Source organism: Kitasatospora sp. NPDC004614, from assembly GCF_042873675.1.
Lineage (GTDB): Bacteria > Actinomycetota > Actinomycetes > Streptomycetales > Streptomycetaceae > Kitasatospora.
The window spans coordinates 75,692-101,229 of the sequence record NZ_JBIALR010000003.1 but is presented as its reverse complement, the minus strand read 5'-3'; the positions used below and the strand labels follow the sequence as shown (position 1 = coordinate 101,229).

Sequence of the window (25,538 nt, the reverse complement as noted above, 5' to 3'; positions counted from 1 at the left end):
CAGAAGTCCGCCATGACCTGCGACTCCGTCCGCCCTTCCGGGGCGCTTCACCCCTCGGGGGCTGATCGGGTAGCCGGGCGGCGCGTTAGCGGGGGCTGCCCGTGAGTGCCGCATAAGGATGGAGTAGCGTTTGGCCCGCATAAGCATTCAAACCGTGCCCGTGGCCGGACCGCCGGGGAGACCAGACAAGGACTCCTGAGGGTGGTGCGTTCGCGGGCGAGACTTCGGGAAGGCGCTACGTGAGTCCCAACGGCTCCGACCGCTCGCCGCGGCGCACGATGCGGCGGAAGCTGCCTCAGGCGCTGGCACTGGGCCTCGTCATCGCGACCGCCACCGGCTGCTCGGCCAACGACCTGCCCAGGCTTGGCCTCCCCAGTCCCGTCACCAAGGAAGGCCCGCTGGTCCTTCACATGTGGCAGGGCTCGTGGATCGCGGCTCTGGTTGTTGGTGCATTGATGTGGGGTCTGATCCTCTGGAGCGTGATCTTCCACCGGCGCAGCCGCACCAAGGTGGAGGTCCCTGCTCAGACCCGGTACAACGTGCCCATCGAGGCGCTGTACACCGCGGTCCCCCTCGTCATCGTCTCGGTGCTGTTCTACTTCGTCGCGCGCGACGAGTCCACCCTGACGAAGGTCTCCGAGAAGCCCCAGCACACCATCAACGTGGTGGGCTTCCAGTGGAGTTGGGCGTTCAACTACGAGAACAGCGAGATCCCTGACCCGTCGAGCACCACGGCGGCGTACGAGGTCGGCAGCACCAAGGAGGCTCCGACCCTCTACCTGCCGATCAACGAGTCGGTGAAGTTCAAGCTGACCTCCAACGACGTCATCCACGACTTCTGGCCCGTCAACTTCTTGATGAAGATGGACGTCGTCCCGGGTGTGGTCAACGAGTTCGAGGTGACCCCGACCGCGTACGGCACCTACCGCGGCAAGTGCGCCGAGCTCTGTGGTGTCGACCACTCGCGGATGCTCTTCAACGTGAAGGTCGTCTCGCACGACGCGTACGAGGCGCACCTGAAGGAACTCCGCGACAAGGGCCAGGCCGGCGCGGTTCCCGCAGGCATCCTCCCCACGGGAAGTAGTGAAGTGAAGTGACCATCCTCAACGAGCCCGCCGCGGCAGCTGGGGGAGCCGGGGCAGTCACCTCGGGGACTCCGCGTGTGCGCAAGCCGGGCAACACGATCATCAAGTGGCTCACCACCACTGACCACAAGACGATCGGCAGCCTGTACCTGCTGACCTCGTTCGCGTTCTTCCTGATCGGTGGCGTGCTCGCCCTGATCATGCGCGCCGAGCTCGCCCGGCCGGGTACCCAGATCCTGTCGAACGAGCAGTTCAACCAGGCGTTCACCATGCATGGCACGATCATGCTGCTGATGTTCGCCACCCCGCTGTTCTCGGGCTTCGCCAACTGGATCATGCCGCTCCAGATCGGTGCCCCCGACGTCGCGTTCCCGCGTCTGAACATGTTCGCCTACTGGCTGTACCTGTTCGGCTCGATCATCGCGGTGGCGGGCTTCCTGACCCCGCAGGGTGCCGCCGACTTCGGCTGGTTCGCCTACTCGCCGCTGTCGGACGCCGTCCGCTCGCCCGGCATCGGCGCCGACATGTGGATCATGGGCCTGGCCTTCTCCGGCTTCGGCACCATCCTCGGTGCGGTCAACTTCATCACCACCATCATCTGCATGCGCGCCCCCGGCATGACGATGTTCCGGATGTCGATCTTCGTCTGGAACACCCTGCTGACCGCCGTGCTGATCCTGCTGGCCTTCCCGGTGCTGGCCGCCGCGCTGTTCGCCCTGGAGGCGGACCGCAAGTTCGGGGCACATGTCTTCGACCCGACCAACGGTGGCGCCATGCTGTGGCAGCACCTGTTCTGGTTCTTCGGTCACCCCGAGGTCTACATCATCGCGCTGCCGTTCTTCGGCATCGTCTCGGAGATCATTCCGGTCTTCAGCCGCAAGCCGATGTTCGGCTACTCCGGCCTGATCGCCGCGACCATCGCCATCGCCGGCCTCTCGGTGACGGTGTGGGCGCACCACATGTACGTGACCGGCCAGGTTCTGTTGCCGTTCTTCTCGTTCATGACCTTCCTGATCGCGGTCCCGACCGGTGTGAAGTTCTTCAACTGGGTCGGCACCATGTGGAAGGGCTCGCTGAGCTTCGAGACCCCGATGCTCTGGACGGTCGGCTTCCTGGTCACCTTCCTGTTCGGTGGTCTGACGGGTGTGCTGCTCGCCTCCCCGCCGATCGACTTCCACGTCTCGGACTCGTACTTCGTCGTCGCGCACTTCCACTACGTGGTGTTCGGCACCGTCGTCTTCGCGATGTTCGCCGGCTTCCACTTCTGGTGGCCGAAGATGACCGGCAAGATGCTGGACGAGCGCCTCGGCAAGATCACCTTCTGGACGCTGTTCTTCGGCTTCCACACCACCTTCCTGGTCCAGCACTGGCTCGGCGCGGAGGGCATGCCCCGCCGCTACGCCGACTACCTGGCCTCGGACGGCTTCACCACGCTGAACACGGTGTCGACCGTCGGCTCGTTCCTGCTCGGCCTGTCGATGCTGCCGTTCCTCTACAACGTGTGGAAGACCGCCAAGTACGGCGAGAAGGTCACCACCGACGACCCGTGGGGCTACGGCCGTTCGCTGGAGTGGGCGACCTCCTGCCCGCCGCCGCGGCACAACTTCACCACGCTGCCGCGTGTCCGCTCGGAATCCCCGGCGTTCGACCTGCACCACCCGGAGATCGCCGCGCTGGACTACCTCGAGAACCACGGCGAGACGGCGAAGCACTTCGAGGGTGTCACGCCCGCGCAGTACGACCGCCCGTCCCTGGGCAAGGGCAAGGAGAGTGACGCCCGATGAAGGAACAGGGAAAGATCTTCGCGGGTCTGGCCGTCTTCACGCTGGCCATCGCCATCACGTACTTCGTGTGGACGACCAAGTCGGACCACGGCCTGGAGGCCGCCGGTACGACCGCGCTGTTCCTGGCCTTCGGCCTGTGCGCCTTCATCGGCTTCTACCTGGCGTTCACCGCCAAGCGGGTGGACACCGGTGCGGGTGACAACCCCGAGGCCGAGGTCTCGGACGACGCCGGCGAGCTGGGCTTCTTCGCCCCGCACAGCTGGCAGCCGCTCTCCCTGGCCCTCGGTGGCGCGCTGGCCTTCCTGGGCGTCATCTTCGGCTGGTGGCTGCTGTTCTGGTCGATCCCGGTCATCCTGATCGGCCTGTTCGGCTGGGTCTTCGAGTTCTACCGCGGCGAGAACCAGAACCAGTAAGGGTTCCGGATCGAGCAAGCCGTACGGCGGGCCGGGTACTCCCCTCGGGGAGTGCCCGGCCCGCCGGCGTTGGGGCGTCCTTCCTGAAATTCCCCCGCGCGGGTTACCCGGAGTGCCGCCGGGGTGACGCCTTCCTACGCTTCGAGGCAGGTTCCAACCTGGGAGGTTCCGTTGAAGGGCTCTCGGATAGTCAGTACCCGGACCACGCTGGTCGCCCTGCTGATGATCACACCGGCCGCGGCCTGTTCCACCAGCGGCTCGTCCGCGAAGCACTCGCCCCACCAGATCGACGTGGCACCGCTGATCCACACGTCGGCCGCCGGGGAGAAGGCCGACCCTGCGAAGGCGTTCAGCATCACCACGGAGGGCGCCGCCAAGCTCGGCGAGATCACCGTCACCGGCCCCGACGGAAAGCCCGTCGCCGGACAGCTCTCGGCCGACCAGCAGCACTGGGAGACCACCGATCCGCTCCGGGCCGGCGCCGGATACACCGTCAAGGTGACCGCCGAGGACGGCAAGGGTGGCCACGGCGAGGCGGACTCCACCTTCACCACCACGCCCGCGGAGCACGTCGTCAGCGCCGAACTCGGCCCCGACAGCTCCGGCAGCGGCGTCTACGGCGTCGGCCAGCCGCTCACCGTGACGCTGTCCGAGAAGGTCACCGACCCGGCGGCCCGGCAGCAGATAGAACGCGGTCTGACCGTCACCTCGCAGCCCGCCGTGACCGGCGCCTGGTACTGGGTGGACGACCAGAACCTGCACTTCCGCCCGGAGGACTACTGGCCGTCCAACACCACCGTCAAGCTCGCCTACGACCTGCCCGGCATCCGGATAGCCGACGGCATCTACGGCGGCGAGGAGAAGAGTCTGGCGCTGCGGACCGGCGACCGGATCGAGGCGGTCATCGACGCGGACAGCGACGAGCTGACGTACAAGCGCAACGGCGAGGTGGTCAGGACCATCCCGGTCACCACCGGCAAGCCGGGCTTCGACACCCGCAACGGCGTCAAGGTCGTGCTCGGACAGGAGGCCGACGTCCGAATGAGCGGCGAGACCATAGGCATACCGAACGGCAGCAGCGAGTCCTACGACCTGGACGTGAAGTGGGCGACCCGGGTCACCTGGAGCGGTGAGTACGTCCACGCGGCGCCCTGGTCGACCTGGGCGCAGGGCCGGGAGAACGTCAGCCACGGCTGCACCGGCATGAGCACCGACGACGCGAAGTGGTTCTTCGACAACACCCGGGTCGGCGACCTCGTACAGGTGGTCAACAGCATGGGCCATGAGATGGAGCCGTTCGGCAACGGCTTCGGCGACTGGAACGTGGACTGGGACGAGTGGGTCAAGCACAGCGCCCTCGGCAAGCCGGTGAACACGGCGGAGCCGGCGGGCGGGACGAACACCGCACCCGTCCCCGACCTCAGCGCCCCGGGCGCGGGGCGGTAGCGGCACCGCGGCGAGGTCCGCCCGGCAGGAGCACAGGCTCCTGCCGGGCGGACCTCGTTGTGCCCGTCAGCGGTGGACGGCGTCCAGCGCGGTCAGGACGGCGGCCAGCGCCTCGTCGCGGGTGAGGCCGAGGCGGGCGGTGCGGGCGGCGTACTCGGCGGCGGCGTCGGCCGCCAGGCGGTGCGAGGTGTCGCCGGTGGGGGCGATGGTGGTGCCGGCCCGGCCGCGGGTCTCGACCACGCCGTCCGCCTCGAGTTCGCGGTAGGCGCGGGCCACCGTGTTGGCGGCCAGGCCGAGTTGCTCGGCCAGCGCGCGGACGGTGGGGAGCTTCAGACCGGTCGGGAGTTCACCCGTACGGGCCTGGGCCGCGATCTGCGAGCGCACCTGCTCGTAGGGCGGCGTGGAGGAGAGAGGGTCGATCGCCACGTGCACCCGGTCAACATAACAGGGCGCCGGGCCGGTGCCGGAGAAATATGCCAGAACCCCCACCGGCCGAAGCCGATGGGGGTTCTGACGTGGCGTGACAGCTAGGGATCAGTGGTGGCCGTGGCCGCTGGTGATCTCCAGGTACTCCTCGGAGGTGGGCTTGGCGATCTGGTTGCCCTCGCCGTAGTAGCCCTCGGAGAGCTTCGTCCGGGTCTTGGCGACCAGGCCGGCCTTGCGGGCCACACCGTTCTCGTCGGTCTCGGCGGGCAGCTCCAGCGGCTGGGGCTGCTCGTGCGAGGTGAGGGTGTGCAGGTCCTTCTGCGACAGCGGCGTGTGGACCTCGACGAACTCACCGTGCGGCAGGCGCTTGATGATGCCCGACTCGCGGCCGTGCAGCACCTTCTCCTTGTCGCGGCGCTGCAGGCCGAGGCACCAGCGCTTGGTGACGAAGAAGGTGATGACCGGCACCACGAAGAAGCCGACACGGACCATGTAGGTGATCGTGTTGATCGACATGTGCAGGTGCGTGGCGAACAGGTCGTTGCCACCGCCGACCAGCAGGACCAGGTACAGCGAGATCCAGGCCGCGCCGAGCCCGGTACGGACCGGAGCGTTGCGCGGGCGGTCCAGGATGTGGTGCTCGCGCTTGTCGCCGGTGATCCAGGACTCGATGAACGGGTAGACCGCGATCGCGACCAGGACCAGCGGGAAGATCATCAGCGGGATGAACACACCCAGGTTCAGGGTGTGGCCGCCCCAGACGGAGATCTCCCAGCCCGGCATGAAGCGGATCAGGCCTTCGGCGAAGCCCATGTACCAGTCGGGCTGGGCGTCGGTCGACACCTGGTCCGGACGGTACGGGCCGTACGCCCACACCGGGTTGATGGTGGCGACCGCCGACATCACCGCGATGATGCCGAACACCAGGAAGAAGAAGCCACCGGCCTTGGCCATGTAGACCGGCATCAGCGGCATGCCGACGACGTTCTTCTCGGTCTTGCCCGGGCCCGCCCACTGGGTGTGCTTGTGGTAGAAGACCAGGATCAGGTGCGCGACCAGCAGGCCCAGCATGATGCCCGGGATGAGCAGCACGTGGATGGTGAAGAAGCGCGGGATGATGTCGGTGCCCGGGAACTCGCCGCCGAACAGGAACATCTGGATGTAGGTGCCGACGATCGGCACCGCCAGGATCGCGCCTTCCATGAAGCGGATACCGGTACCCGACAGCAGGTCGTCCGGCAGCGAGTAGCCGAAGAAGCCGTCGAAGAAGCCCAGGCACAGCAGCAGGAAGCCGAACAGCCAGTTGATCTCGCGGGGCTTGCGGAACGCGCCGGTGAAGAAGACGCGCATCATGTGCACGAACATCGCGGCGACGAAGACCAGCGCGGCCCAGTGGTGGATCTGGCGGATCAGCAGACCGCCGCGGATCTCGAAGCTGATGTCGACCGTGGAGGCGTAGGCCTCCGACATCCGGATGCCGTTCAGCGGCAGGTAGGAACCGTGGTAGACGGTCTCCGCCATGCTCGGCTTGAAGAACAGCGTCAGGTACACACCCGTGAGGATGATGATGATGAAGCTGTAGAGGCAGATCTCACCGAGCATGAAGGACCAGTGGTCCGGGAAGATCTTGCGCAGGTTGGCCTTGGCCAGGGAGTAGATCCCCAGCCGGCCGTCGACCCAGTCCGCGGTCGCCTCGGCCTTGTTGGCGGGCTTGGCGCGCGTGCTGGCCGGCTTGGAGGCACCAGTGGTGGTGCCGCTCGCGGTGCTCATCGCTTGCGCTCCCAGTAACTCGGGCCGACGGGCTCGTCGAAGTCGCCGGTGGCGATCAGGAAGCCCTGCTCATCGGTGGTGATCTTCAGCTGGGGCAGCGGGTGGCCGGCCGGGCCGAAGATGACGCGAGCGCCGTCCGCCAGGTCGAAGGTCGACTGGTGGCAGGGGCAGAGCGCGTGGTGGGTCTGCTGCTCGTACAGCGAGATCGGGCAGCCGACGTGGGTGCAGATCTTCGAGTAGGCGAGGATGCCCTCGAAGCCCAGGCCGGCGGACTTGGCGTCCTTGATGTCCTCCGGAGCGATCCGGACGAGCATCAGGGCGTCCTTGGCGATCTGCTGCTGGAAGGCCTCGTCCGACTCCTCCAGGCCGTGCGGCTTGGCGAAGGTCAGCGAGCCCTGAATGATGTCCTCGGGCTTCATCGGCTGGTCGGTGTTCATGTTGACCAGGCGGATCGGCTTGGCCGGGGTCGCCTCGACCCAGCCGGTGTCGAGGAGCTTCTTCTCCGGCAGCGGGCCGAGGTCGCGCAGCAGCACCACACCGGACAGCGGCACCAGGGCCATCGAGCCGATCAGGGTGTTGCGGATCATCTTGCGGCGGCCGAAGCCGGACTCCGCGGCACCGGTCTTGAACTGCTCGATGACGTCGTTGCGGACCTCGTCGGAGGCCTCGATCGGGTGACGCTCGGCCGGCAGCTCGTGGTCCGACATCAGGGTGCGGGCCCAGTGGACCGCGCCCGCGCCGATGCAGAACAGCGCCACGCCGAGGGTCATGCCCAGGGCGAAGTTGAGGGCGCTGACGTGACCCAGCGGGAAGATGTAGACGAGCTTGTCGGCGTCGATCGCGGCGTAGGACGCGATGAAGCCGATGGTCGCCAGCATCGACACCACGAACATCAGCGACACCTGGCGCTCGGCCCGCTTGGCGGCCCGCTCGTCGATGTCGGTCCGACGCGGCTCGTGGGCCGGCAGGCCCGGGTCGGCGAACGGGTCGTCGTGGGAGACGACCTCAGCGCCGTGGGAGGCGTCGTGCGCCTCCGGCAGGTTCTCTGACATGTCGTGGCTCATGACTTCTTGGCCTTGGTGGTGTGGGCGGCGACCCAGATCGCGATCGCGATCAGCACGCCGATACCGAAGATCCAGGCGAACAGGCCCTCGGTGAAGGGGCCGAGGCTACCCAGGGCCAGACCACCGGGGTTCGGCGCGTTGTTGGTGTTCTGGACGTACGCGATGATCTCGCGCTTCTGCTCCTCCGGCATGGTGGTGTCGGGGAACGAAGGCATGTTCTGCGGGCCGGTCTGCATGGCCTCGTAGATGTGCTTGGAGTCCACGCCCTCAAGGGACGGGGCGTACTTGCCCTCGCTCAGCGCGCCGCCCTTGCCGGCGAAGTTGTGGCACTGGGCGCAGTTGGTGCGGAACAGCTCGCCACCCTTGGCGACCTGCTCGGCGTTGGTGACCTTGTCCTCGGACGGCTGGTACTGCTCCGTGGTCGGAGTGACCGGGCCCGGGCCCAGCGAGGCCACGTAGGCGGCCAGCTGGTCGATCTCGGACTGGGCGTAGACGGTCTTCTTGCGCGGGACCTGCGCGCCCGGCTGCTGGGCCGGCATGCGGCCGGTGCCGACCTGGAAGTCGACAGCAGCAGAGCCGACGCCGACCAGCGACGGACCGTCAGAAGTGCCCTGGCCGTTCAGGCCGTGGCAGGAGGAGCAGCCGACGGCGAAGAGCTTCTTGCCCTCGTCGATGGCGAGCGACTGCGAGGAGCTGTCGGCCTGCGCCTTCTCGGCGGGCGCGAAAGCGGCGTACAGCCCCCCGGTGGCCGCCAGGGCGAGAAGTAGAACGACGACCGCCGCCAGTGGGTGGCGCCGTCGTGCGGAGAGCTTTTTCACGGAATAACCCCGGTGTCAGGATCTGGTCGGCAGCAGCCTGCCCCCGACTCCCATGCGTCGGAACGACGCCGGGTCAGGGGCGGGGCGGCTGTTACTTGATCAGGTAGATGGTCGCGAACAGGCCGATCCACACAACGTCGACGAAGTGCCAGTAGTACGACACCACGATCGCCGCAGTGGCCTGCTCGTGGGTGAAGCGCCGCGCCGCGTAGGTCCGGCCGAGGACCAGCAGGAAGGCGATCAGACCACCCGTCACGTGGAGTCCGTGGAAGCCGGTGGTCAGGTAGAACACCGTGCCGTACGGGTCGGAGGACAGCGAAAGGCCGTCCTTCTTGACCAGCTCGGTGTACTCGAAGATCTGGCCGCCGATGAAGATGGCGCCCATCACGAAGGTGACCACGAACCAGGAACGCAGCTTCTTCACGTCACCGCGCTCGGCGGCGAACACGCCGAGCTGGCAGGTGAGCGAGGAGAGCACCAGGATCGTGGTGTTGACCGAGGAGAAGGGCACGTTGAGGGCATGGGCCTTCTCGTGCCAGAACTCGGCGCCCTTGACCGAGCGGAGGGTGAAGTACATCGCGAACAGGGCCGCGAAGAACATCAGCTCCGAGCTCAGCCAGACAATGGTTCCCACGCTGACCAGGTTCGGCCTGTTGACCGCTCCGTGCGCGTGTCCGGTTTCTGTTGCTGTTGCTGTCGCCACGACGGACATTATGTCGGTCCCTTATTCCGTCTTCACGCCGGGGGGTCTCCCTCGGAGTGTCCGGTGCGTGCGGTATGCCCGCCTCGACCCCGGTCCGTTTTCTGATGGTTGTTCGGGCCGGGTGAGCGAACTGGGCTGCCGGGGTGAGCCGGTGGCGCGGCGGCTTGAGCGAGATCGCGTCGGGGTCTCTTCAGGACGGGCCCGCCGGAGTAGCATCCGTCCCAGGACGTGGTCCGGGTCACACTGGGCCGTTCGGCCGGGGGCCGCGCGCAGTCGCGGTCCGCGCGAACACAGTGGACACATATAAGAGGACGAGCACCAGGAAGCAGGGGACATGGCGCAGCACTCCGACGAGACGCTCACCGTTCTCGTCTACAGCGACGACCGCAACACCCGTGAGCAGGTGACCCTCGCTCTCGGCCCCCGCCCCGCCGGGGACGTCCCCGCCCTGGAGTACGTGGAGTGCGCCACCGCCCCCGCGGTGCTCCGGGCCCTGGAGAAGGGCGGCGTCGACCTGTGCGTGCTGGACGGCGAGGCGGTGCCCGCGGGCGGACTCGGCCTCACCCGGCAGCTGAAGGACGAGATCTACGGCTGCCCGCCGGTGCTGGTGCTGATCGGCCGCCCGCAGGACTCCTGGCTGGCCGCCTGGTCCCGGGCCGACGCGGCGATCTCGCACCCCGTCGACCCGGTGGCGCTGGCCGACGCCGCGACCACGCTGCTGCGGGCTCGGGTGGCCCGGCGGGCACCGGCCGCGCGCTGACGCTTTCCGGCAGCTGTCTCAGCCGGCGTCTCAACTGGAGAGAAGGGGACGGCAAGTAAGGGCGGCCGTCCCCGCGCGCTCGATAGGCTGACTCCATTCCTCTGCGACAAGACGAGAGCTGGAGACGGCCATGGTGAACGTGCACTCTGCGAACGGCGGTAGCGACCCCGCGCAGGTGGTTCGCTCCTGGCCCGACCTCCTGATGGCCCTGATGCGCGGCGAGGACCTCGCGCAGGCCGACACCGCCTGGGCGATGGACCGGATCATGAGCGGCGAGGCCAGCCCCGTGCAGGTGGCCGGCTTCCTGATCGCGCTGCGCGGCAAGGGCGAGACGGTCGAGGAGATCTCCGGCCTGGTCGAGGCGATGTACGCGCACGCCGTGCCGCTGGACATCCCCGGGCCGGCCGTCGACATCGTCGGCACCGGCGGCGACCGCGCCAAGACCGTCAACATCTCCACCATGTCGGCGGTGGTCGCCGCGGCGGCCGGCGCGAAGGTGGTCAAGCACGGCAACCGGGCCTCCTCCTCGGCGTCCGGCTCCTCGGACGTGCTCGGACGGCTCGGCATCAACCTGGACCTGTCGGCCCCGCGGGTCGCGGCAGTGGCCGAGGAGGTCGGGCTGACCTTCTGCTTCGCCGCCAAGTTCCACCCCTCGATGCGGCACACCGCGCAGGCCCGCGCCGAACTCGCCGTCCCCACGGTGTTCAACATCCTCGGCCCGCTCACCAACCCCGCCAAGGTCGGCGCCCACGCGGTCGGCTGCTTCGACACCCGGCTGGCCGGACTGATCGCCGGCGTGCTGGCCCGGCGCGGCGGGCAGGGACTGGTGTTCCGGGGTGACGACGGGCTCGACGAGCTGACGATCACCACCACGTCGCACGTCTGGGTGATCCGGGACGGGCAGGTGACGGAGACCCAGTTCGACCCGCGCGAGGTCGGGATCGAGCTGGTCGGGATCGAGGCGCTGCGAGGCGCCGACGCGGAGTTCAACGCGGCGGTCGCGCGGCGGGTGCTGAACGGGGAGCGCGGGCCGGTGCGGGACGCGGTGCTGCTCAACAGCGCGGCCGCGCTGGTGGCGCTGGAGCTGACGGACGCGCCGCTGAGTGAGCAGCTCGCGGCGGGGATGGTGCGGACGGCTGCGGCGATTGATTCCGGGGCGGCGGGGGAGTTGCTGAAGCGGTGGGCGGAGGCTACGCAGTAGCGGGGCCTTGAACCAACGGTCCGTCCGGGGAGGGGAGTTGCTCCTGCCCGGGCGGATCTTTCCGCTTGTGGGGGGCTGGTCGCGCAGTTCCCCGCGCCCCTGATGGGGCCAATGTGACTGGGTGTCAGAGGTGGGGCGTCCACGTTCTGGACGGGGGTTGAGGTCGTGGGCTGCTCGTGTATGGTCTTGCGCAGGTCATGAGTGGCAGCGCCAAGCCCCAGCTTGCTGTCCGGCAACCCTCCGTCCGTGGCGGGGTGCCCTGGGTGAGGACCGGGCTGCGTGGCGATCCGTCTGCGCGGCAAGCGCGGACTTCCGGTTGATGCACCCCGGGGTCCTTACCCTGTGGAGGAGTGCATCCATGTCTGTGACCGCCGAGATCTGTGAGCCGCTGGCCGTGCTGGGCCAGGACGTCGAGGTGCCGTTGGCGTCGGGCGAGAAGGTCGGGTACGCGGCGCTGGACTACGCGGCGAGCGCGCCGGCGCTGGCCCGGGTGTGGGAGGACGTGGCGGCGTACGCGCCGTACTACGGGTCGGTGCACCGGGGGGCCGGATACCTGTCGCAGCTGTCGACGGACCTGTTCGAGCAGAGCCGCCGGACCGTCGAGGAGTTCCTGGACCTGCGGGACGGCGACCAGGTGGTGTTCACCCGGGCGACCACCGACTCGTTGAACCTGCTGGCCGGTGCGGTGCCCGTCGGGACCGAGGTGTTCGCGTTCGAGACCGAGCACCACGCTTCGCTGCTGCCGTGGCGGCGTGAGGGATTGACGGTGCGTTACCTGCGGGCGCCGCGTTCGCACGGCGAGGCGGTGGCCGCGCTGGAGGAGGCGCTGCTGGGGGCGGCCGGGGGGCCGAAGCTGTTCTGCGTGACCGGGGCGTCGAACGTCACCGGCGAGCTGTGGCCGGTCAAGGAGCTGACCGAGGTCGCGCACCGGTACGGCGCCCGGGTGGTGCTGGACGCGGCCCAGCTGGCGCCGCACCACCGGGTCTCGGTACGGGAGCTGGACGTCGACTGGATCGCGTTCTCCGGCCACAAGCTGTACGCGCCGTTCGGTGCCGGCGTGCTGGCCGGGCGGTCGGACTGGCTGGACGCGGCGGAGCCGTACCTGGCCGGTGGCGGGGCGAGCCGGACGGTGGCCCGGGAGCTGGACGGTTCGGTGGCGGTGGAGTGGCACACCGGCCCGGCCCGGCACGAGGCCGGTTCGCCGAACGTGATCGGCGCGTACGCGATCGCCTCGGCCTGCCGGGCGCTCACCGAGGCGGGCTTCGAGGAGCTGGAGGCCCGGGAGCGGGCGCTGGTGGCGAAGCTGACCGAGGGCCTGGCGGCGATCCCCGAGGTGCGGGTGCTCAGCCTGTTCGGTGAGGGCTCCGACCGGGTCGGCGTGGTGTCCTTCGTGGTGCGCGGCTGGAACAGCTCGCACTTCTCGGCCGCGCTGTCCGCCGAGTACGGCATCGGCGTGCGGGACGGGCTGTTCTGCGCGCACCCGCTGGTGCGGACGCTGCTGGGCGGGGAGGACGCCGCGCCCAGCCAGTGCGGGGCGCCCGAGCCGTCGCTGCCCGGGGAGCGCAGCCTGAACGCGATCCGGGTCAGCTTCGGCGCCGGCACCCCCGTCGAGCACCTGGACCGGTTCCTGACGGCCGTTCGGGACCTGGTGACCGACGGCGCGCGGTGGAGCTACCGCAACGAGGGCGGGCGCTGCGTCGCGGACACGCGGCAGCGCTGAGCGGCTACTCGCCCAGGCCGAGCGAGAACGCGGCCTCCAGGTCGTGCTGCGAGTAGGTGCGGAAGGCGATGTGGGTCTCGGTGTTGGAGACGCCCGGGACCTTGTTGAGACGGCCGGGGATCACGTCGGCCAGATCCTCGTGGCCCCGGACCCGCACCATCGCGACCAGGTCGTAGGTGCCGGTGACGGAGTAGACCTCGCTGACGCCCTCGATGGCCGCGATCGCCTCGGCGATCTCGGGGATCCGGTCGACGCTGGTGTTGATGAGGACGATCGCGGTGATCACTGAGCAACTCCTGTTCGAGAAGGTGCGCCAAGGGTATCGCCCGCCGGACGGGCGGCCCAGGCGAACAGCCAGCCCGTCACGAAGCCGATCACATGCACCAGATAGGCCACCCCGCTGCCGCCCGAACTGACGGACCAGCCCTGCAGCGCGAACCACAGGCCGAGCACCAGCCAGGCCGGGAAACGCAGTGGCAGGAACAGCAGGACCGGCACCAGCACCGTCACGCGGGCTCTCGGCCACAGCCGCAGGTACGCGCCCAGCACCCCCGCGATCGCGCCGGACGCGCCGACCAGGGCGCGCATCCCGTCCGCGGTGTGCGCCTCGGCCACCGCGTAGCCGTAGGTGGCCAGGTAGCCGATCGCCAGGTAGCCGACCAGGAAGCGCACCCGGCCCAGCCGGGCCTCCACGGCCGGGCCGAAGACGAACAGGAACAGCAGGTTGCCCAGCAGGTGCAGCCACCCCGCGTGGACGAACAGTGAAGTGAGGACGGAGAGTTCGGGGATCTTGGAGGGGGTCGGCGGCAGCGTGCAGCCCGGGGTCGCCGGGGCGAGTGAGGACAGCTGGGAGGCCGTCAGGGGGTGGCTGCTCAGCAGCTCGGCGGGCACCGCGCCCCAGCGGTGCTCGTAGCGCTGCTCGGCGCAGATCCGGGCGTCGCCGCTGCCGTACGCCGGGTTCAGACCGGCCGGGCCGGCCACCAGGACCAGCGCGGACAGCGCGATCAGCAGGTGGGCGACGACCGGGGTGCGGGCGGTTCCCCCGGCCGTCGGCGAACCGGCCCGGGCGGGGGCGGAGAGCACCATGCCGGTGAGCATTCCTCGGGGGCGCACTCGCGACACCGGGCGCTGCTCCGGACGGGTGAGCGTCCGGGCTGTGGACCGGTGATCCGGCCGCCGCGGCACAGGCAATAGGGTGGAGGCCCGTAAACGGGGACCAGCCGAGAGGGACCACTGATGACCATTGCCGCGCCGACCGCCGAGACCCGCTGGCGCTGCACCCTGTGCGGCAACCTCACCCGCTTCGACGTCACCCGGTCCTCCCGCGTGATCGACTTCGTGCACTTCGACCTGTCCGGCGACTCCAAGGTGGAGGAGACCCAGGTGCTCTCCGAGACCATCGAGTCGGTGCGCTGCCGCTGGTGCAACGCCGTGGACCAGGTCGAGCTGGTCGCCCGCCCGGGCGCCGAGGAGCCCGAGGACGGCGGCCCCGCGCAGGGCTGACACGCTTCCACCGCCCCGCGTCCCCGTCCGCGCCCCGGACCGGGGCGCGGGGCGGACTCGTCGGCGGGGTGCTGTCGGTGCGGCACGGTAGACGGGACAATTGCAAGCAGCGGCGGACACCAACGCCCCCGGCACCCGCCGGGGCCCGCCCGGATCAGGATCGGAGCCGAGAACAGTGGCGGAGGCAGCGAACGCGCCCGCGGGCACGGACGGGACCGCGCACGCTCCGGTCCATGAGGAAATCGGCCCGGTCGAGGCAGGGTCGGTCACCGAGGCCGGTTCGGTCACCGAGGCCGGCGGCGACATGGCCGGCCGGGCGCTGCCCGAGGGAGTGCGCCGCCGGGTGGTGGGCATCGCCTCCGACGCGCTCGGCGGCATCGCCGCCGGCGAACTGCCCGCCGCGCTGCGCCCGTACGCCAAGTTCACCGCCGCCCGGCGGGCCAAGTACGCGGCCACCGCGCTGGCCGCCGCGCTGGAGTCCGACCCCGCGTTCCGGGTGCGGATAGCCGAGCGGCTGCGGCTCGGCCAGCCGGACCTGGTGCGTGCCCTGGAGGCGGGCACCGTGCCGGCCGCCGCCGACCCGATGGACGTGGCCGCCGCCGCCTACCTGGTGCGGCCCACCGGCTGGGCCCGGCTGGTCGAGGAGGCCGGCGAACAGGCCGAACGGGTCGACGCCGAGGGCGTCGCCGCCGAGGCCGCCCGGCTGGCCGAGAAGCTCCACGAGGAGCTGGCCGAGGCCCGCACCACCGCCCGCGCCGAACTGGAGCGCCACCGCGCCGAGTCCGAAGGGGTGCGCCGGGAGGCGGACTCGCTGCGCAAGAAGGTCCGCTCGCTGGAGGCCGACACCCGCCGCGCGCAGGCCGAGAGCCGCCGACTGGCCGCCGAACTGGAGGCCGCCCGGGCCGCCGCCGCCGCCGAGCGCGGCGCCGCCGAGATCGAGGCCCGCCGGCTGCGGCACCGGGTCGCCGAACTGGAGGCGGCCGTGGAGACCGGCCGGCGCACCGCCCGGGAGGGCCGCAGCGTCGAGGACATGCGGCTGCGGCTGCTGCTGGACACCGTGCTGCAGTCCGCGCAGGGCCTGCAGCGGGAGCTGGCGCTGCCGGTGACGGCGCTGCGCCCGGCCGACCTGGTGGAGGCGGTGGAGCCCGGTTCGGCCTCGCCGCACGACGTGGCCCGACGCGGGCTGGCCGAGGACGACCCGGCGCTGCTGGACCAGCTGCTGGCCATCCCGCAGGTCCACCTGGTGGTGGACGGCTACAACGTGACCAAGACCGGCTACCCGCAACTGCCGCTGGAGCAGCAGCGGTTGAGGCTGCTGGGCGGTCTGGCGATGCTGGCCCAGCGGACCCAGGCCGAGGTGACCTGCGTGTTCGACGGCCAGGACCTGGACGTGCCGGTGATCATGGCCCCGCCGCGTGGCGTCCGGGTCCGGTTCAGCCGGACCGGGGAGACCGCGGACGAGCTGATCCGCCGCCTGGTGCGGGCCGAGCCGCAGGGCCGGCCGGTGGTGGTGGTGTCCGCCGACAAGGAGGTCGCGGACGGGGTGCGCAAGGCCGGCGCCCGCCCGGTGGCCTCGGTTCTGCTGCTGAACCGCCTGTCGCGCAGTTGACGGGCACTCAGCGGTGTTGGGGCGTCCGGAGTGTGTCGGTGTGGTGAAGAGGGGCGGAGAAGTGAATCCGGGAGCCCCCCGGGAGTGGACGCGGAGGCAGGGACTTCACTAGGGTCTGGCGTCAAACCTATATTCCGGACTATCGCTCTAACGGGTGAGTCCAGAGGAAGAAGGAGCACCGCCTTGGCCTCCCACCGCCGTCCCAAGCAGCCGAGTCGCGCCCGGGTGACCGTGCTCACCGCTGCCGCCGCGACCGCGGTCGCCCTGTCGGCCCAGGTGAGTGCGCACGCCGCGCCGGCTCAGCCGAACAAGGACGAAGTCAAGGCGCAGGTCGACAAGCTCATGGAGGAGCAGGAGCAGGCGGCCGAGAAGTACAACGGCGCCAAGGAGCAGGCCGACCAGCTCCGCAAGCAGGCCGACCAGCTGCAGGACCAGCTGGCCCGCAGCCAGGACCAGCTGAACGAGCTGTCCTCCGGGCTCGCGGCGGTGGCCGGCGACCAGTACCGGCACGCGGGCGTCGACCCGTCGATGCAGCTGATGCTCTCCGCCGACCCGGACAAGTACCTGGACAAGGCGTCCTCCTTCGACCAGGCGGCCAGCACCCAGGCCGAGACCCTGAAGTCACTGCAGGACCAGCAGCGCCGGCTGAACCAGCAGAAGCAGGAAGCGGCGGACGTCCTGAAGGAGCTGGACAACTCCACCCAGGCGCTCAACGACGCCAAGAACGAGGTCAGGACCAAGCTGGAGCAGGCGCAGAACCTGCTCAACCAGCTCTCCGCCGCCGACCGTGCCTCGATCGTGCGCGGCGACGGCGCCGCCTCGCGCAGTGCCGACCGGGTCGACCCGGCCACCCTGCCGAAGGCCGCCGGCTACGCCGGGGTCGCGGTGCAGCGGGCGCTCGACAAGCGCGGTGCGCCGTACGTGTGGGGTGCGACCGGCCCGAGCACCTTCGACTGCTCCGGCCTGATGGTGTGGGCGTACGCGCAGGCCGGCGTCTCGCTGCCGCGCACCTCGCAGGCGCAGGGCAGCTACGGCGCCAGCGTCGGCACCGACTGGCACAACGCCCAGCCCGGTGACCTGGTGGTCTACTACGGCGACCGGCACCACGTCGGCATGTACATCGGCAACGGCATGGTGGTGCACGCGCCGCACACCGGTGACGTGGTGAAGACCATGAAGGTCGACGCGATGCCGATCTCGACCATCCGTCGGGTCTGACAGTCCGGCAAACCGGACATACGCCCGCCAGGGCGACAATTGACACGCCGTGACACGCCCGGGCGGGTCGAGATCCTGCTGTGATCTCGAACACGTCCGGGCGTCGCGTTTCCCTGGCGAACGGCGGGAAATGCTACGCACTGCGCAACGGATCCCTTACGTTCGGTCAGTTTCGTAATCGAAATTGACTCAGATTCAGATTTTTTTCCGACAAGGATTTGAACGGATCACGGATCGGTTACTAGGGTCATAGTTCGACCACCGCAGAGTCGATCGCCCAAGGGGGGCGACGGCGGAGGTCGCCGCCGAGTCCGTGACACAGCGGGTGGATCGTCAGAACGAGATCCGCCGACGGGGATACCCCTGTGGGGGTTGCTGTCGAACGGAGCCGGGGAACCACGTTCCCCCGGGGTGAATCGGCGCCAGGTCGGCCGCGAGAGCGGCCGGTGAGGCGCTGTAGGGCGTCTCTTCCGGCCCGAACCCGTCAGCTCACCCGGTAGGCGGTGTGAGGAAGAAGGAGTCCGCCTTCGTGGCGTCCCATCGCCGTCCCAAGCCCGTCGGCCGTGCCCGGGTCTCGATTCTCACTGCCGCTGCCGCCACCGCCGTCGCGCTGTCCGCCCAGACCGGCGCGCACGCCGACCCGGCGCCCACCAAGGACCAGGTCAAGGCGCAGGTCGACCAGCTCAACGAGCAGGCCGAGGTGAAGACCGAGGCGCTCAACGCCTCCGTCGAGAAGCAGCAGAACCTGCAGAAGCAGGTCACCCAACTGCAGGACCAGCTGGCCCGCCAGCAGGAGCAGGTGACCACCGTTCAGGACAGCCTGGCGACGATCGCCGCCGAGCAGTACCGCAACGGCGGCATGCCGCAGACCATGCAGCTGATGCTCTCCAGCAACCCGGACAGCTTCCTCGGGCAGGCCGGAACGCTGAACACGGTCGGCGCCACCCAGGCCGACCTGCTCAAGAGCTTCAAGGCCGAGCAGGCCAAGCTCGACGGGCAGCGCGAGGAGGCCGCGCAGAAGCTCGCCGAACTGGACACCACCACGAAGGCCCTCAAGGCCGACAAGGAAGACGTCCAGTCCAAGCTGGCCAAGGCGCAGGAGCTGCTCAACACGCTCACCCAGAAGGAGCGCGACGATCTCGCGGCGGCCGAGGCCAAGGCCGCCAGCGACTCCCGCACCCAGGCCGAGCGCGCCTCCCGCGACAACACCCGCACCGACCTCGGCGCCCCGCCGGCGCAGGCACCGGCCGGCTACGCGGGTGCCGCGATGAACGCCGCGCTGTCCAAGCTGGGCAGCTGGTACTCCTACGGCGCGGCCGGCCCGAGCACCTTCGACTGCTCCGGTCTGATGCAGTGGGCGTACGCCCAGGCGGGTGTCTCCATCCCGCGCACCTCGCAGGCCCAGGCGGGCGCCGGCACCAGCATCGGCACCAACATCGCCAACGCCCGTCCGGGTGACCTGATCATCTACTACGGCGACCAGCACCACGTCGGCATGTACGTCGGAAACGGGCAGATCGTGCACGCCCCGCACACCGGCGCGCAGGTCCGCTACGAGTCGGCGACCGTCATGCCGATCACCAAGATCGTCCGGATCTGACGGCCGCGCGGAGCCTTCGGCTCGGCACCCCGCACAGGGGGTGCCGGGCCGCTCTCGTTCCGGTGTCCGATTCGCGGTCGAATATTCGAAGTTGTCAGGGTTTGGACTGGATCCGTCCGACTCGCTAACCTCTGCCCCGGCCCCCCGTGCGGACGGCCGTCCGATCCGCGGGCGGCGGCGGAGGCCGGAGCGCAGGAACGGAGTCGTCGCACGTGCCAGTGCACCGTCGCCCCCCACTGCCCGGTGTCCAACGCCTCGCCCGAGCCCTGGCGCTCACCGCCGCCGCGACGGGCGTGATCCATCTCGGCGTCGCCCCGGCCGCCGCCACTCCGGCCGACCCGCCGGACCGCGCCGACGTCAAGGCGCAGGTCGACCAGCTGTACGACGAGGCCGAGCAGGCCTCCGAGAAGTACAACGCCGCCCAGGAACAGCAGAAACGGCTGCAGCGCGAGGCCGGCGTCCTGCTGACCCAGGTCGCCGCCGGGCAGGACGACCTCAACCGGCTGCGCGCCGACCTCGGGGCGGTGGTCGCCGCCCAGTACCGCGCCCAGGGCCTCGACCCCACGCTGCGGCTGATGCTCGACAACGACCCGGCGTCCTACCTGGCCGGCGCCCGCTCGCTCGGCCAGGCCACCGCCCGGCAGAACGAGACCCTGCGCGACCTGCGCGAACGACAACGCCGGCTGGACCAGCGCCGTCAGGAGACCGCGGCCAAACTCGACGAACTGGAACAGGCCCGGCACCGCCTGGCCGCCGCCAAGGACGAAGTCCGCACCCGCCTCGCCCGGGCCCGGCAGCTGCTCGGCGACCTCACCGCCGCCGAGCGCGACCGGCTCGCCTACGACGACGACGCCCGGGCCGCCCGCGGCGCCGACCGCTTCGACCTCGGCAACGAGCCCGCCGCGTCCGACCGCGCCGCCGCCGCGCTGAACGCGGCCGTCTCGAAGATCGGCTCCTCGTACGTGTACGGATCCACCGGGCCCAGCACGTTCGACTGCTCCGGTCTGATGTACTGGGCGTGGCGGCAGGCCGGAGTGACCCTGCCGCGGACCTCGCAGGGGCAGGCCTCGGCCGGCCGGCGGGTGAGCCTCGCCGAAGCCCGGCCCGGAGACCTGGTGATCTTCTTCAAGGACAGGCACCACGTCGGCATGTACGCCGGCGGCGGTGTCGTCGTGCACGCGCCGCACCCCGGCGCCCGGGTCCGCTACGAGAGCGTCAGCGCGATGCCGGTCAACTCGGTGGTGCGGGTCTGAGTCAGCACGAGCCCCTGGTCACCGACCTGCCGCAGGCGCCGGCGCCGCGGCAGGCCGGTGCTTCGCCGTCCCGGCGGGCCGCACTGCTGGTCGCCGCCGGGTGCGCGGCCCAGCTCTCGCTGCCCCGGGTGCTCCCCGCCGGGCCCGCCGGACCGGCCGCCGCCCCGCCCGGGCCGGGCGCGCCGTCCGGGGCCCGGGACGCCGTCGCGCAGGTGCTGTCGCGGCGGGCGGGCGCGATCCTGCGGCGCGACCCCGCGGGGCTGCCGACGGCGGCGGGCGCCGAGGAGGCCGACCGGGACCTGCTCACCCGCACCGCCGCGATCCGGTTCACCGAGTACACGCTGCGGCTGACCACCTTCACCGAACCCGCGCCCGGCGCCGAACGGTTGACCGTCGGCGCCGAACTCGGCTACCGGATCTCCGGCGTGGACGACTACCCGGCGCTGCTGGAACGGCAGATCGACCTGCAGCGCGAGCCGGCCGGCTGGCGAGTGCTCCGGGAGGTGCCCACCGGCGCGGTGGCGCCCTGGGACCTGGGCACCGTCCGGACCGCGACCGGGCGGCACAGCCTGGCGCTGGGCCTCGGCGAGGACGGCGAACTCGCCGACCTGGCCGCCCTCGCCGACCGTGCGGTGCCCACCGTCGAAGGCGTCTGGGGTCCCTGGAAGCCCGGCCGGCTGCTGCTCGAACTGCCGCTCACCGTCCAGCAGTTCGCCCGCCGGATGGACGTATCCGCGGACGCGTACCAGGGGATAGCCGCAGTCACCCTGGCGGTCGGCGGCGCGCCGACGCACACCCCCGCGGACCGGATCGTGGTCAACCCCGACGCGTACCGGCAGCTCAGCGAGCTCGGCCGCCGGGTGGTGGTGACCCACGAGGCCACCCACGTCGCCACCCGGGCCGACACCAAAGCGTGCACCCCGCTGTGGCTGTCCGAGGGCGTCGCCGACTACACCGGCTACCAGGGCACCGGGCGGACCACCCGGCAGATCGTCCCCGAACTCGCCAAGGACGTCCGGGCCGGGCGGATGCCCACCGGGCTGCCCACCGACGACGCGTTCACCGCCGGCTCGGCCGGCATCTCGCAGGCCTACGAACTGTCCTGGCTGGCCTGCGACTTGATCGCCCACCGGTACGGGCCGGACCGGCTGGTGGCGCTCTACCGGGCCGTCGGGCAGAACGGCGCCGGCGGCCTGGAACGCGCCTTCCGGGCCGAACTCGGCCTCGGCGTCGCCGAGTTCACCAAGGACTGGACGGCCGCGGTGGCCACCCTGCGGGACTGACCTCAGCCGGCCAGTGCCCGCTCCAGGCCGGCCGCGTCCAGGAACGCGGTGTGGGTGCCCGCCGTGGTGCAGGCGAACGCGCCGGCCGCCGCACCGGCCCGCATGCACTCCTCGACCGGGCGGCCCGCCAGCCGCCGCTGCAGGAAGCCGGAGACGAACGCGTCGCCCGCGCCGTTGCTGTCCACGATCGGCGCGCCCGGGTCCACCGCCGGGAAGTGCCGGGGCGCCTCGTCCTCGCGGGTGAGCAGGAACGCGCCGTGCGGGCCCGCGGTGGCCACCACCAGCTCGGCCCGGCCCTGCGCCAGGATCGAACGCATCGCCGCCTCCGGGCGGTTGCCGAGGCCGGCCGCGGACAGGAACACCACGTCCGAGCGGAGTGCGTAGAACCGGTGGTGCTCGTTCTCGCCGTCCCAGGCGTGCAGGTCGGTGGAGCTGGGGCGGCCCAGCCGTTCCACGTCCGGGTACATGTCGCGGTTGACGCCCGTGATCGACAGGTGGACGTGCTGCGAGCGCTCCAGCAGCGGCAGCCAGAACTCGCGCGGCAGCCGGGCGTCCGCCGGGTGGCGGCCGTCGTAGAAGGAGAACCGCAGGCCGTCCGCGTCCACCAGGTTGACGCTGCGCGGGGTGCCGGCGGGGGCGGGCAGGTGGCTGAAGTCCAGGCCGCGGCGGGCGTATTCGGCCAGCACCAGGGCGCCCTGCGGGTCCTCGCCGAGGAAGTCGGCGAGCTTGGTGCGCAGGCCCAGCGCGTGGCAGGCCAGCGCGACGCCGTTCCCGGTGTGCGCCGGGTAGTCCCGCACCGGGTGGACGTGCACCGAGTCGACGCCGGGCGGGATCTCCAGGCGGTCCACCCGGACGATGGTGTCCACGCCGACGCCGCCGACGATCAGGATGTCGTAGTCGATCATTCGGCGATGGTGGCAGCGAAAAGCCTTGCCCTGCAAGCGCTTTCAGAAACTTGCAGGGCGGCGACGGGGCGTCAGGCGCGGTCCGCCGGAGTGAGGTCGTCCAGCAGATCCTGCTCGTAGGCGATACCCGGCCGCACCGGGTACTGCGGGCCCAGCTGACCGGCCGGCAGCACCAGCGTGGTCAGCACCTCGCGCCGCCGGGTGGAGCGCCAGAGCCGGTACGCCGACAGCACGGTGGCCGCCAGCAGCACCAGGTTGCGGGCCGTCAGCACCAGCACGCCGGATAGCTCGCTGCGGTTCACGGTGCCGAACATCACCGGGAACTCGATCGTGGTCAGCACCGTGGCCACCAGCACCACCACCGCCACCGGACGCTGGCTGCTGCCCCGCACCGTCAGGCACACCGCCGCCAGGCCGACCACCCAGATCATGTACTGCGGGCTGATCACCCGACTGGTCGCGGTGAAGATCAGCAGCGCGCACAGCGCCGCGTCGAAGGTGGTCGCCGAAGTCCAACGGGTCGCCCGCAGACGCCAGATGAGCAGCCAGCCGAAACCGGCCACCGTCATGCCCACCATCACCTTGGAGATCACCGGCACCCACGGGCCGAGGAACTCCACCGAGCCGTAGTTCATCGTCACGGTGCCGTGCCACGACCCCGCCAGCTTCGCGAAGTGCAGCGGCAGCGCACCCAGCGACTCGATCTCGATGCCCCGCTCCGACTGGAACTTCAGGAACTCGAACGCCCCGTTCATGCCCGCCGTCAGCAGGAAACCCAGCGCCCCCGCGAACGTCGCCGCCGAGGTCCAGGCCCGCCGGGTGCGCCGGCCGCGCGGCGTGCCGATCAGCGCCAGCAGCGGCCAGATCTTCAACAGCCCGCCCAGCCCCAGCAGCACCCCGCCCAGCGCCGGGCGGCGCAGCACCACCAGCAGACCCGCCACCGCCAGCGCCGTCACGATGATGTCGTACCGGCAGTACACCGTCGGCCCGAGCAGCGGAACGCCCACCACCCAGTACCAGGCACCCAGATAGCTGCGGCCCTTGCGGACACCCGCGCGCATCAGCAGCGCCATCGCCGCCGCGTCCACCACGACGCAGATCACGAAGAACGACACCAGGTACGACCACGGCAACAGGCCCGGCAGCAGGATCACCAGCGCCGCGCCCGGCGGGTACTGCCAGGTCACGTCGTCCAGCGGGAAGGTGCCGGTGCGCAGCACCTCGTACCAGCTGTGGTAGATCACCGAGACGTCCGCTGTCACGTCCGTGTTGGCGATCCGCAGCACCCCCGCGACCACCAGGACCAGCAGGGTCCGGGAGACCGTCCAGCCGGCCGCCAGGGCCCACAGCGGACGACGACTCGGTGCGGAACCGGACGGGGCAGGCAGCGCCGGGGCCTCCGAGCTGCCGGGCCGTTCGGCCTGGGCTGACTCCACTACGCTCCTTCGGGTCGTCGCGTACGCACCGGGACCGGGCTTGCGCGCCGGGGTACCGGTAAGGACCACCAGCACACAGCATCAGTTGCGGCGGTGTCCTCCAACTTCTCCGAACCGTGTCCGAACCGTCCGGGCCCGCGCGCACCGCCACCGCGGGCGGCACGGGCCGCGTTCCCGGCGGACTGGTGCGGTGACCTATCGTACGGACCACTCACGGGTACTCCGAGCACCCCCTGACCGAGCGAGCCGCGGCACATGAACAGAACCCTCATCGTCACCAACGACTTTCCGCCCAGGCCAGGCGGCATCCAGGCGTTCGTCCACAACATGGCGGTGCGCCAGCCGACCGGGTCGATCGTCGTGTACGCCTCCACCTGGCGGGACGGCCGGGAAGTCGCCAAGTTCGACGCGGAACAGCCCTTTCCGGTGATCCGCGACCGCACCAAAATGATGATCCCCACCACCCGGGTCACCCGGCGGGCCGCGGAGATCATGCGCGCCGAGAGCTGCACCTCCGTCTGGTTCGGTGCCGCCGCGCCGCTCGGCCTGATGGCCCCGCACCTGCGCCGGGCCGGCGCCGAGCGGATGATCGGCATGACCCACGGCCACGAGGCCGCGTGGGCCCAACTGCCCGGCTCCGCGCAGCTGCTGCGCCGGATCGGCGGCAACACCGATGTGCTGACGTACCTCGGCGAGTACACGCGTTCGCGGATCGCCCGTGCCGTCGGGCCTCGGGTCGCCTCGCGGATGGTCCAACTGCCGCCCGGCGTCGACGAGTCCACCTTCCGGCCGGACTCCGGCGGCGACGCGGTCCGGGCGCGGCTCGGGCTCACCGAACGGCCGGTCGTGGTGTGCGTGTCGCGGCTGGTGCCGCGGAAGGGGCAGGACACGCTGATCCGCTCCTTCCCGCGGGTCCTCGCCGCGCATCCTGATGCCGTGCTGCTGATCGTCGGGGGCGGGCCGTACCGGGCGGACCTGGAGAAGCTCGTGGACCAGGTCGGGGTGCGCTCGTCGGTGGTGTTCACCGGCGCCGTGCCGTGGGAGGAACTCCCCGCCCACTACGGGGCCGGGGACGTCTTCGCGATGCCGTGCCGGACGCGGCGCGGGGGGCTGGACGTGGAGGGGCTCGGGATCGTCTACCTGGAGGCTTCGGCGACCGGGCTGCCCGTCGTCGCCGGGGACTCCGGGGGTGCGCCGGACGCGGTCCGCGAGGGGGAGACCGGGTTCGTGGTGCCCGGGAAGAACGGGGAGACGGTGCTCGCGGAGCGGCTGGTGCGACTCCTCGGGGACGCGGAGCTGCGACGCGAGATGGGTGAGGCCGGCCGCAAGTGGGTCTACGACGCTTGGCGCTGGGACATGCTGGCGGAGCGGCTCACCGGGTTGCTCGAGGCTCGCTGAGAGGGCGCGAAGCGCGGGAGAGTGCGAAACCTGGGGCGGGGGGGGGGGGGCGCGCCCCCCCACCCCCCCCCCCCCCCCCCCGACAACCCCCCCCCCCCCACCCCCCCCCACGCGCCCCCCCACGCCCCCCCCCCCCCCGGGGC

At 70.8% G+C, this 25,538-nt stretch carries 23 protein-coding genes and 2 riboswitches; of the genes, 14 read left to right on the top strand and 9 right to left on the bottom strand.

Features of this window, described 5'->3' with window-relative positions:
• Positions 1–239 precede the first annotated feature (239 nt).
• The 4 genes from coxB (at position 240) to ACFYST_RS09890 (ending at position 4,728) form a co-directional block, all read left to right on the top strand.
• A complete protein-coding gene (gene coxB, locus ACFYST_RS09905; protein WP_387643629.1) occupies positions 240–1,097 on the top strand; it encodes a cytochrome c oxidase subunit II in 858 nt (285 codons plus the stop codon).
• Positions 1,094–2,869 (top strand): cytochrome c oxidase subunit I, encoded by a 1,776-nt coding sequence (gene ctaD / locus ACFYST_RS09900; RefSeq protein ID WP_387643632.1) that lies wholly within the window; start codon positions 1,094–1,096, stop codon positions 2,867–2,869. Before coxB ends, ctaD begins: the two co-directional genes overlap by 4 nt.
• The gene (locus ACFYST_RS09895) at positions 2,866–3,282 is read left to right on the top strand and encodes a cytochrome c oxidase subunit 4 (protein ID WP_387643635.1); all 417 of its coding nucleotides are present in this window, start codon (positions 2,866–2,868) and stop codon (positions 3,280–3,282) included. Before ctaD ends, ACFYST_RS09895 begins: the two co-directional genes overlap by 4 nt.
• A gap of 171 nt (positions 3,283–3,453) precedes the next feature.
• Entirely contained in the window at positions 3,454–4,728 is a 1,275-nt protein-coding gene (locus ACFYST_RS09890; protein ID WP_387861181.1) for an Ig-like domain-containing protein, read from the top strand.
• Positions 4,729–4,794: 66 nt separating this feature from the next.
• On the opposite strand, the gene ACFYST_RS09885 is transcribed toward ACFYST_RS09890, so the two are convergent.
• The 5 genes from ACFYST_RS09885 to ACFYST_RS09865 form a co-directional block, all read right to left on the bottom strand.
• Positions 4,795–5,160 carry a GntR family transcriptional regulator gene (locus ACFYST_RS09885; RefSeq protein ID WP_387643641.1) on the bottom strand — a complete coding sequence of 122 codons (366 nt, stop codon included), beginning with the start codon at positions 5,158–5,160 and terminating at the stop codon, positions 4,795–4,797.
• 102 nt (positions 5,161–5,262) lie between these two features.
• Positions 5,263–6,924, bottom strand: coding sequence for a cytochrome bc complex cytochrome b subunit (locus ACFYST_RS09880; RefSeq protein WP_387643643.1), 1,662 nt, complete (start codon positions 6,922–6,924; stop codon positions 5,263–5,265).
• Positions 6,921–7,976: a Rieske 2Fe-2S domain-containing protein gene (locus tag ACFYST_RS09875; RefSeq protein WP_387643646.1), complete on the bottom strand. Its 1,056-nt coding sequence runs from the start codon at positions 7,974–7,976 to the stop codon at positions 6,921–6,923. The genes ACFYST_RS09880 and ACFYST_RS09875 overlap by 4 nt, the downstream gene beginning before the upstream one ends.
• Positions 7,977–7,984: 8 nt before the next feature.
• Positions 7,985–8,806, bottom strand: a complete 822-nt coding sequence (locus ACFYST_RS09870) for a c-type cytochrome (protein ID WP_387643649.1) — start codon at positions 8,804–8,806, stop codon at positions 7,985–7,987.
• A 91-nt stretch (positions 8,807–8,897) separates the two neighbouring features.
• Positions 8,898–9,518 carry a heme-copper oxidase subunit III gene (locus tag ACFYST_RS09865; RefSeq protein WP_380481106.1) on the bottom strand — a complete coding sequence of 207 codons (621 nt, stop codon included), beginning with the start codon at positions 9,516–9,518 and terminating at the stop codon, positions 8,898–8,900.
• Positions 9,519–9,843: 325 nt separating this feature from the next.
• Between ACFYST_RS09865 and ACFYST_RS09860 the strand changes: the two genes are divergently transcribed.
• The 3 genes from ACFYST_RS09860 (at position 9,844) to ACFYST_RS09850 (ending at position 13,190) form a co-directional block, all read left to right on the top strand.
• Entirely contained in the window at positions 9,844–10,269 is a 426-nt protein-coding gene (locus ACFYST_RS09860; RefSeq protein ID WP_387643652.1) for a hypothetical protein, read from the top strand.
• A 130-nt stretch (positions 10,270–10,399) separates the two neighbouring features.
• Positions 10,400–11,470: an anthranilate phosphoribosyltransferase gene (gene trpD, locus ACFYST_RS09855; RefSeq protein ID WP_387861179.1), complete on the top strand. Its 1,071-nt coding sequence runs from the start codon at positions 10,400–10,402 to the stop codon at positions 11,468–11,470.
• A gap of 193 nt (positions 11,471–11,663) precedes the next feature.
• Positions 11,664–11,781, top strand: a riboswitch (SAM riboswitch).
• Between the two features lie 47 nt (positions 11,782–11,828).
• Entirely contained in the window at positions 11,829–13,190 is a 1,362-nt protein-coding gene (locus ACFYST_RS09850; RefSeq protein ID WP_387643656.1) for an aminotransferase class V-fold PLP-dependent enzyme, read from the top strand.
• Between the two features lie 4 nt (positions 13,191–13,194).
• Here the strand turns inward: ACFYST_RS09850 and ACFYST_RS09845 are convergent, their stop codons facing one another.
• Positions 13,195–13,476 (bottom strand): Lrp/AsnC ligand binding domain-containing protein, encoded by a 282-nt coding sequence (locus ACFYST_RS09845; protein ID WP_387643658.1) that lies wholly within the window; start codon positions 13,474–13,476, stop codon positions 13,195–13,197.
• Positions 13,473–14,276 carry a rhomboid family intramembrane serine protease gene (locus ACFYST_RS09840; protein WP_387861177.1) on the bottom strand — a complete coding sequence of 268 codons (804 nt, stop codon included), beginning with the start codon at positions 14,274–14,276 and terminating at the stop codon, positions 13,473–13,475. Before ACFYST_RS09840 ends, ACFYST_RS09845 begins: the two co-directional genes overlap by 4 nt.
• Positions 14,277–14,426: 150 nt before the next feature.
• Here ACFYST_RS09840 and ACFYST_RS09835 point away from each other — a divergent pair, with 150 nt between their 5' ends.
• From ACFYST_RS09835 to ACFYST_RS09810, 6 genes are all read left to right on the top strand, one after another.
• The gene (locus ACFYST_RS09835) at positions 14,427–14,693 is read left to right on the top strand and encodes a hypothetical protein (RefSeq protein ID WP_387643664.1); all 267 of its coding nucleotides are present in this window, start codon (positions 14,427–14,429) and stop codon (positions 14,691–14,693) included.
• 304 nt (positions 14,694–14,997) lie between these two features.
• The gene (locus ACFYST_RS09830; protein WP_387643863.1) at positions 14,998–16,302 is read left to right on the top strand and encodes an NYN domain-containing protein; all 1,305 of its coding nucleotides are present in this window, start codon (positions 14,998–15,000) and stop codon (positions 16,300–16,302) included.
• A 183-nt stretch (positions 16,303–16,485) separates the two neighbouring features.
• Positions 16,486–17,520, top strand: a complete 1,035-nt coding sequence (locus ACFYST_RS09825; RefSeq protein WP_387643667.1) for an NlpC/P60 family protein — start codon at positions 16,486–16,488, stop codon at positions 17,518–17,520.
• A gap of 336 nt (positions 17,521–17,856) precedes the next feature.
• Positions 17,857–18,039, top strand: a riboswitch (cyclic di-AMP (ydaO/yuaA leader).
• Between the two features lie 10 nt (positions 18,040–18,049).
• Complete coding sequence (locus ACFYST_RS09820; protein WP_387643670.1) at positions 18,050–19,120, top strand: NlpC/P60 family protein; 1,071 nt, start codon at positions 18,050–18,052, stop codon at positions 19,118–19,120.
• A 212-nt stretch (positions 19,121–19,332) separates the two neighbouring features.
• A complete protein-coding gene (locus ACFYST_RS09815; protein ID WP_387643671.1) occupies positions 19,333–20,373 on the top strand; it encodes an NlpC/P60 family protein in 1,041 nt (346 codons plus the stop codon).
• 128 nt (positions 20,374–20,501) lie between these two features.
• Complete coding sequence (locus tag ACFYST_RS09810; RefSeq protein WP_387643673.1) at positions 20,502–21,656, top strand: hypothetical protein; 1,155 nt, start codon at positions 20,502–20,504, stop codon at positions 21,654–21,656.
• 2 nt (positions 21,657–21,658) lie between these two features.
• Here ACFYST_RS09810 and ACFYST_RS09805 read toward each other — a convergent pair whose 3' ends face one another.
• Together ACFYST_RS09805 and ACFYST_RS09800 are read right to left on the bottom strand one after the other, a co-directional pair.
• Positions 21,659–22,561, bottom strand: coding sequence for a carbohydrate kinase family protein (locus ACFYST_RS09805; protein ID WP_387861175.1), 903 nt, complete (start codon positions 22,559–22,561; stop codon positions 21,659–21,661).
• A gap of 71 nt (positions 22,562–22,632) precedes the next feature.
• Complete coding sequence (locus ACFYST_RS09800) at positions 22,633–23,997, bottom strand: glycosyltransferase 87 family protein (protein WP_387643678.1); 1,365 nt, start codon at positions 23,995–23,997, stop codon at positions 22,633–22,635.
• Between the two features lie 255 nt (positions 23,998–24,252).
• On the opposite strand from ACFYST_RS09800, the gene ACFYST_RS09795 reads away from it, so the two are divergent.
• Positions 24,253–25,395 carry a glycosyltransferase family 4 protein gene (locus ACFYST_RS09795; protein ID WP_387861173.1) on the top strand — a complete coding sequence of 381 codons (1,143 nt, stop codon included), beginning with the start codon at positions 24,253–24,255 and terminating at the stop codon, positions 25,393–25,395.
• The last annotated feature ends 143 nt before the right edge of the window (positions 25,396–25,538 follow it).

What these genes read in the sequence shown, in the direction of transcription:
- ACFYST_RS09895 (WP_387643635.1), top strand. Translation starts at nt 2,866, where the DNA reads ATGAAGGAACAGGGAAAGATCTTCGCGGGTCTGGCCGTCTTCACGCTG.
- ACFYST_RS09880 (WP_387643643.1), bottom strand. Translation starts at nt 6,924, where the DNA reads ATGAGCACCGCGAGCGGCACCACCACTGGTGCCTCCAAGCCGGCCAGC.
- ACFYST_RS09875 (WP_387643646.1), bottom strand. Translation starts at nt 7,976, where the DNA reads ATGTCAGAGAACCTGCCGGAGGCGCACGACGCCTCCCACGGCGCTGAG.
- ACFYST_RS09865 (WP_380481106.1), bottom strand. Translation starts at nt 9,518, where the DNA reads ATGTCCGTCGTGGCGACAGCAACAGCAACAGAAACCGGACACGCGCAC.
- ACFYST_RS09860 (WP_387643652.1), top strand. Translation starts at nt 9,844, where the DNA reads ATGGCGCAGCACTCCGACGAGACGCTCACCGTTCTCGTCTACAGCGAC.
- trpD (WP_387861179.1), top strand. Translation starts at nt 10,400, where the DNA reads ATGGTGAACGTGCACTCTGCGAACGGCGGTAGCGACCCCGCGCAGGTG.
- ACFYST_RS09850 (WP_387643656.1), top strand. Translation starts at nt 11,829, where the DNA reads ATGTCTGTGACCGCCGAGATCTGTGAGCCGCTGGCCGTGCTGGGCCAG.
- ACFYST_RS09840 (WP_387861177.1), bottom strand. Translation starts at nt 14,276, where the DNA reads ATGGTGCTCTCCGCCCCCGCCCGGGCCGGTTCGCCGACGGCCGGGGGA.
- ACFYST_RS09835 (WP_387643664.1), top strand. Translation starts at nt 14,427, where the DNA reads ATGACCATTGCCGCGCCGACCGCCGAGACCCGCTGGCGCTGCACCCTG.
- ACFYST_RS09830 (WP_387643863.1), top strand. Translation starts at nt 14,998, where the DNA reads ATGGCCGGCCGGGCGCTGCCCGAGGGAGTGCGCCGCCGGGTGGTGGGC.
- ACFYST_RS09805 (WP_387861175.1), bottom strand. Translation starts at nt 22,561, where the DNA reads ATGATCGACTACGACATCCTGATCGTCGGCGGCGTCGGCGTGGACACC.
- ACFYST_RS09795 (WP_387861173.1), top strand. Translation starts at nt 24,253, where the DNA reads ATGAACAGAACCCTCATCGTCACCAACGACTTTCCGCCCAGGCCAGGC.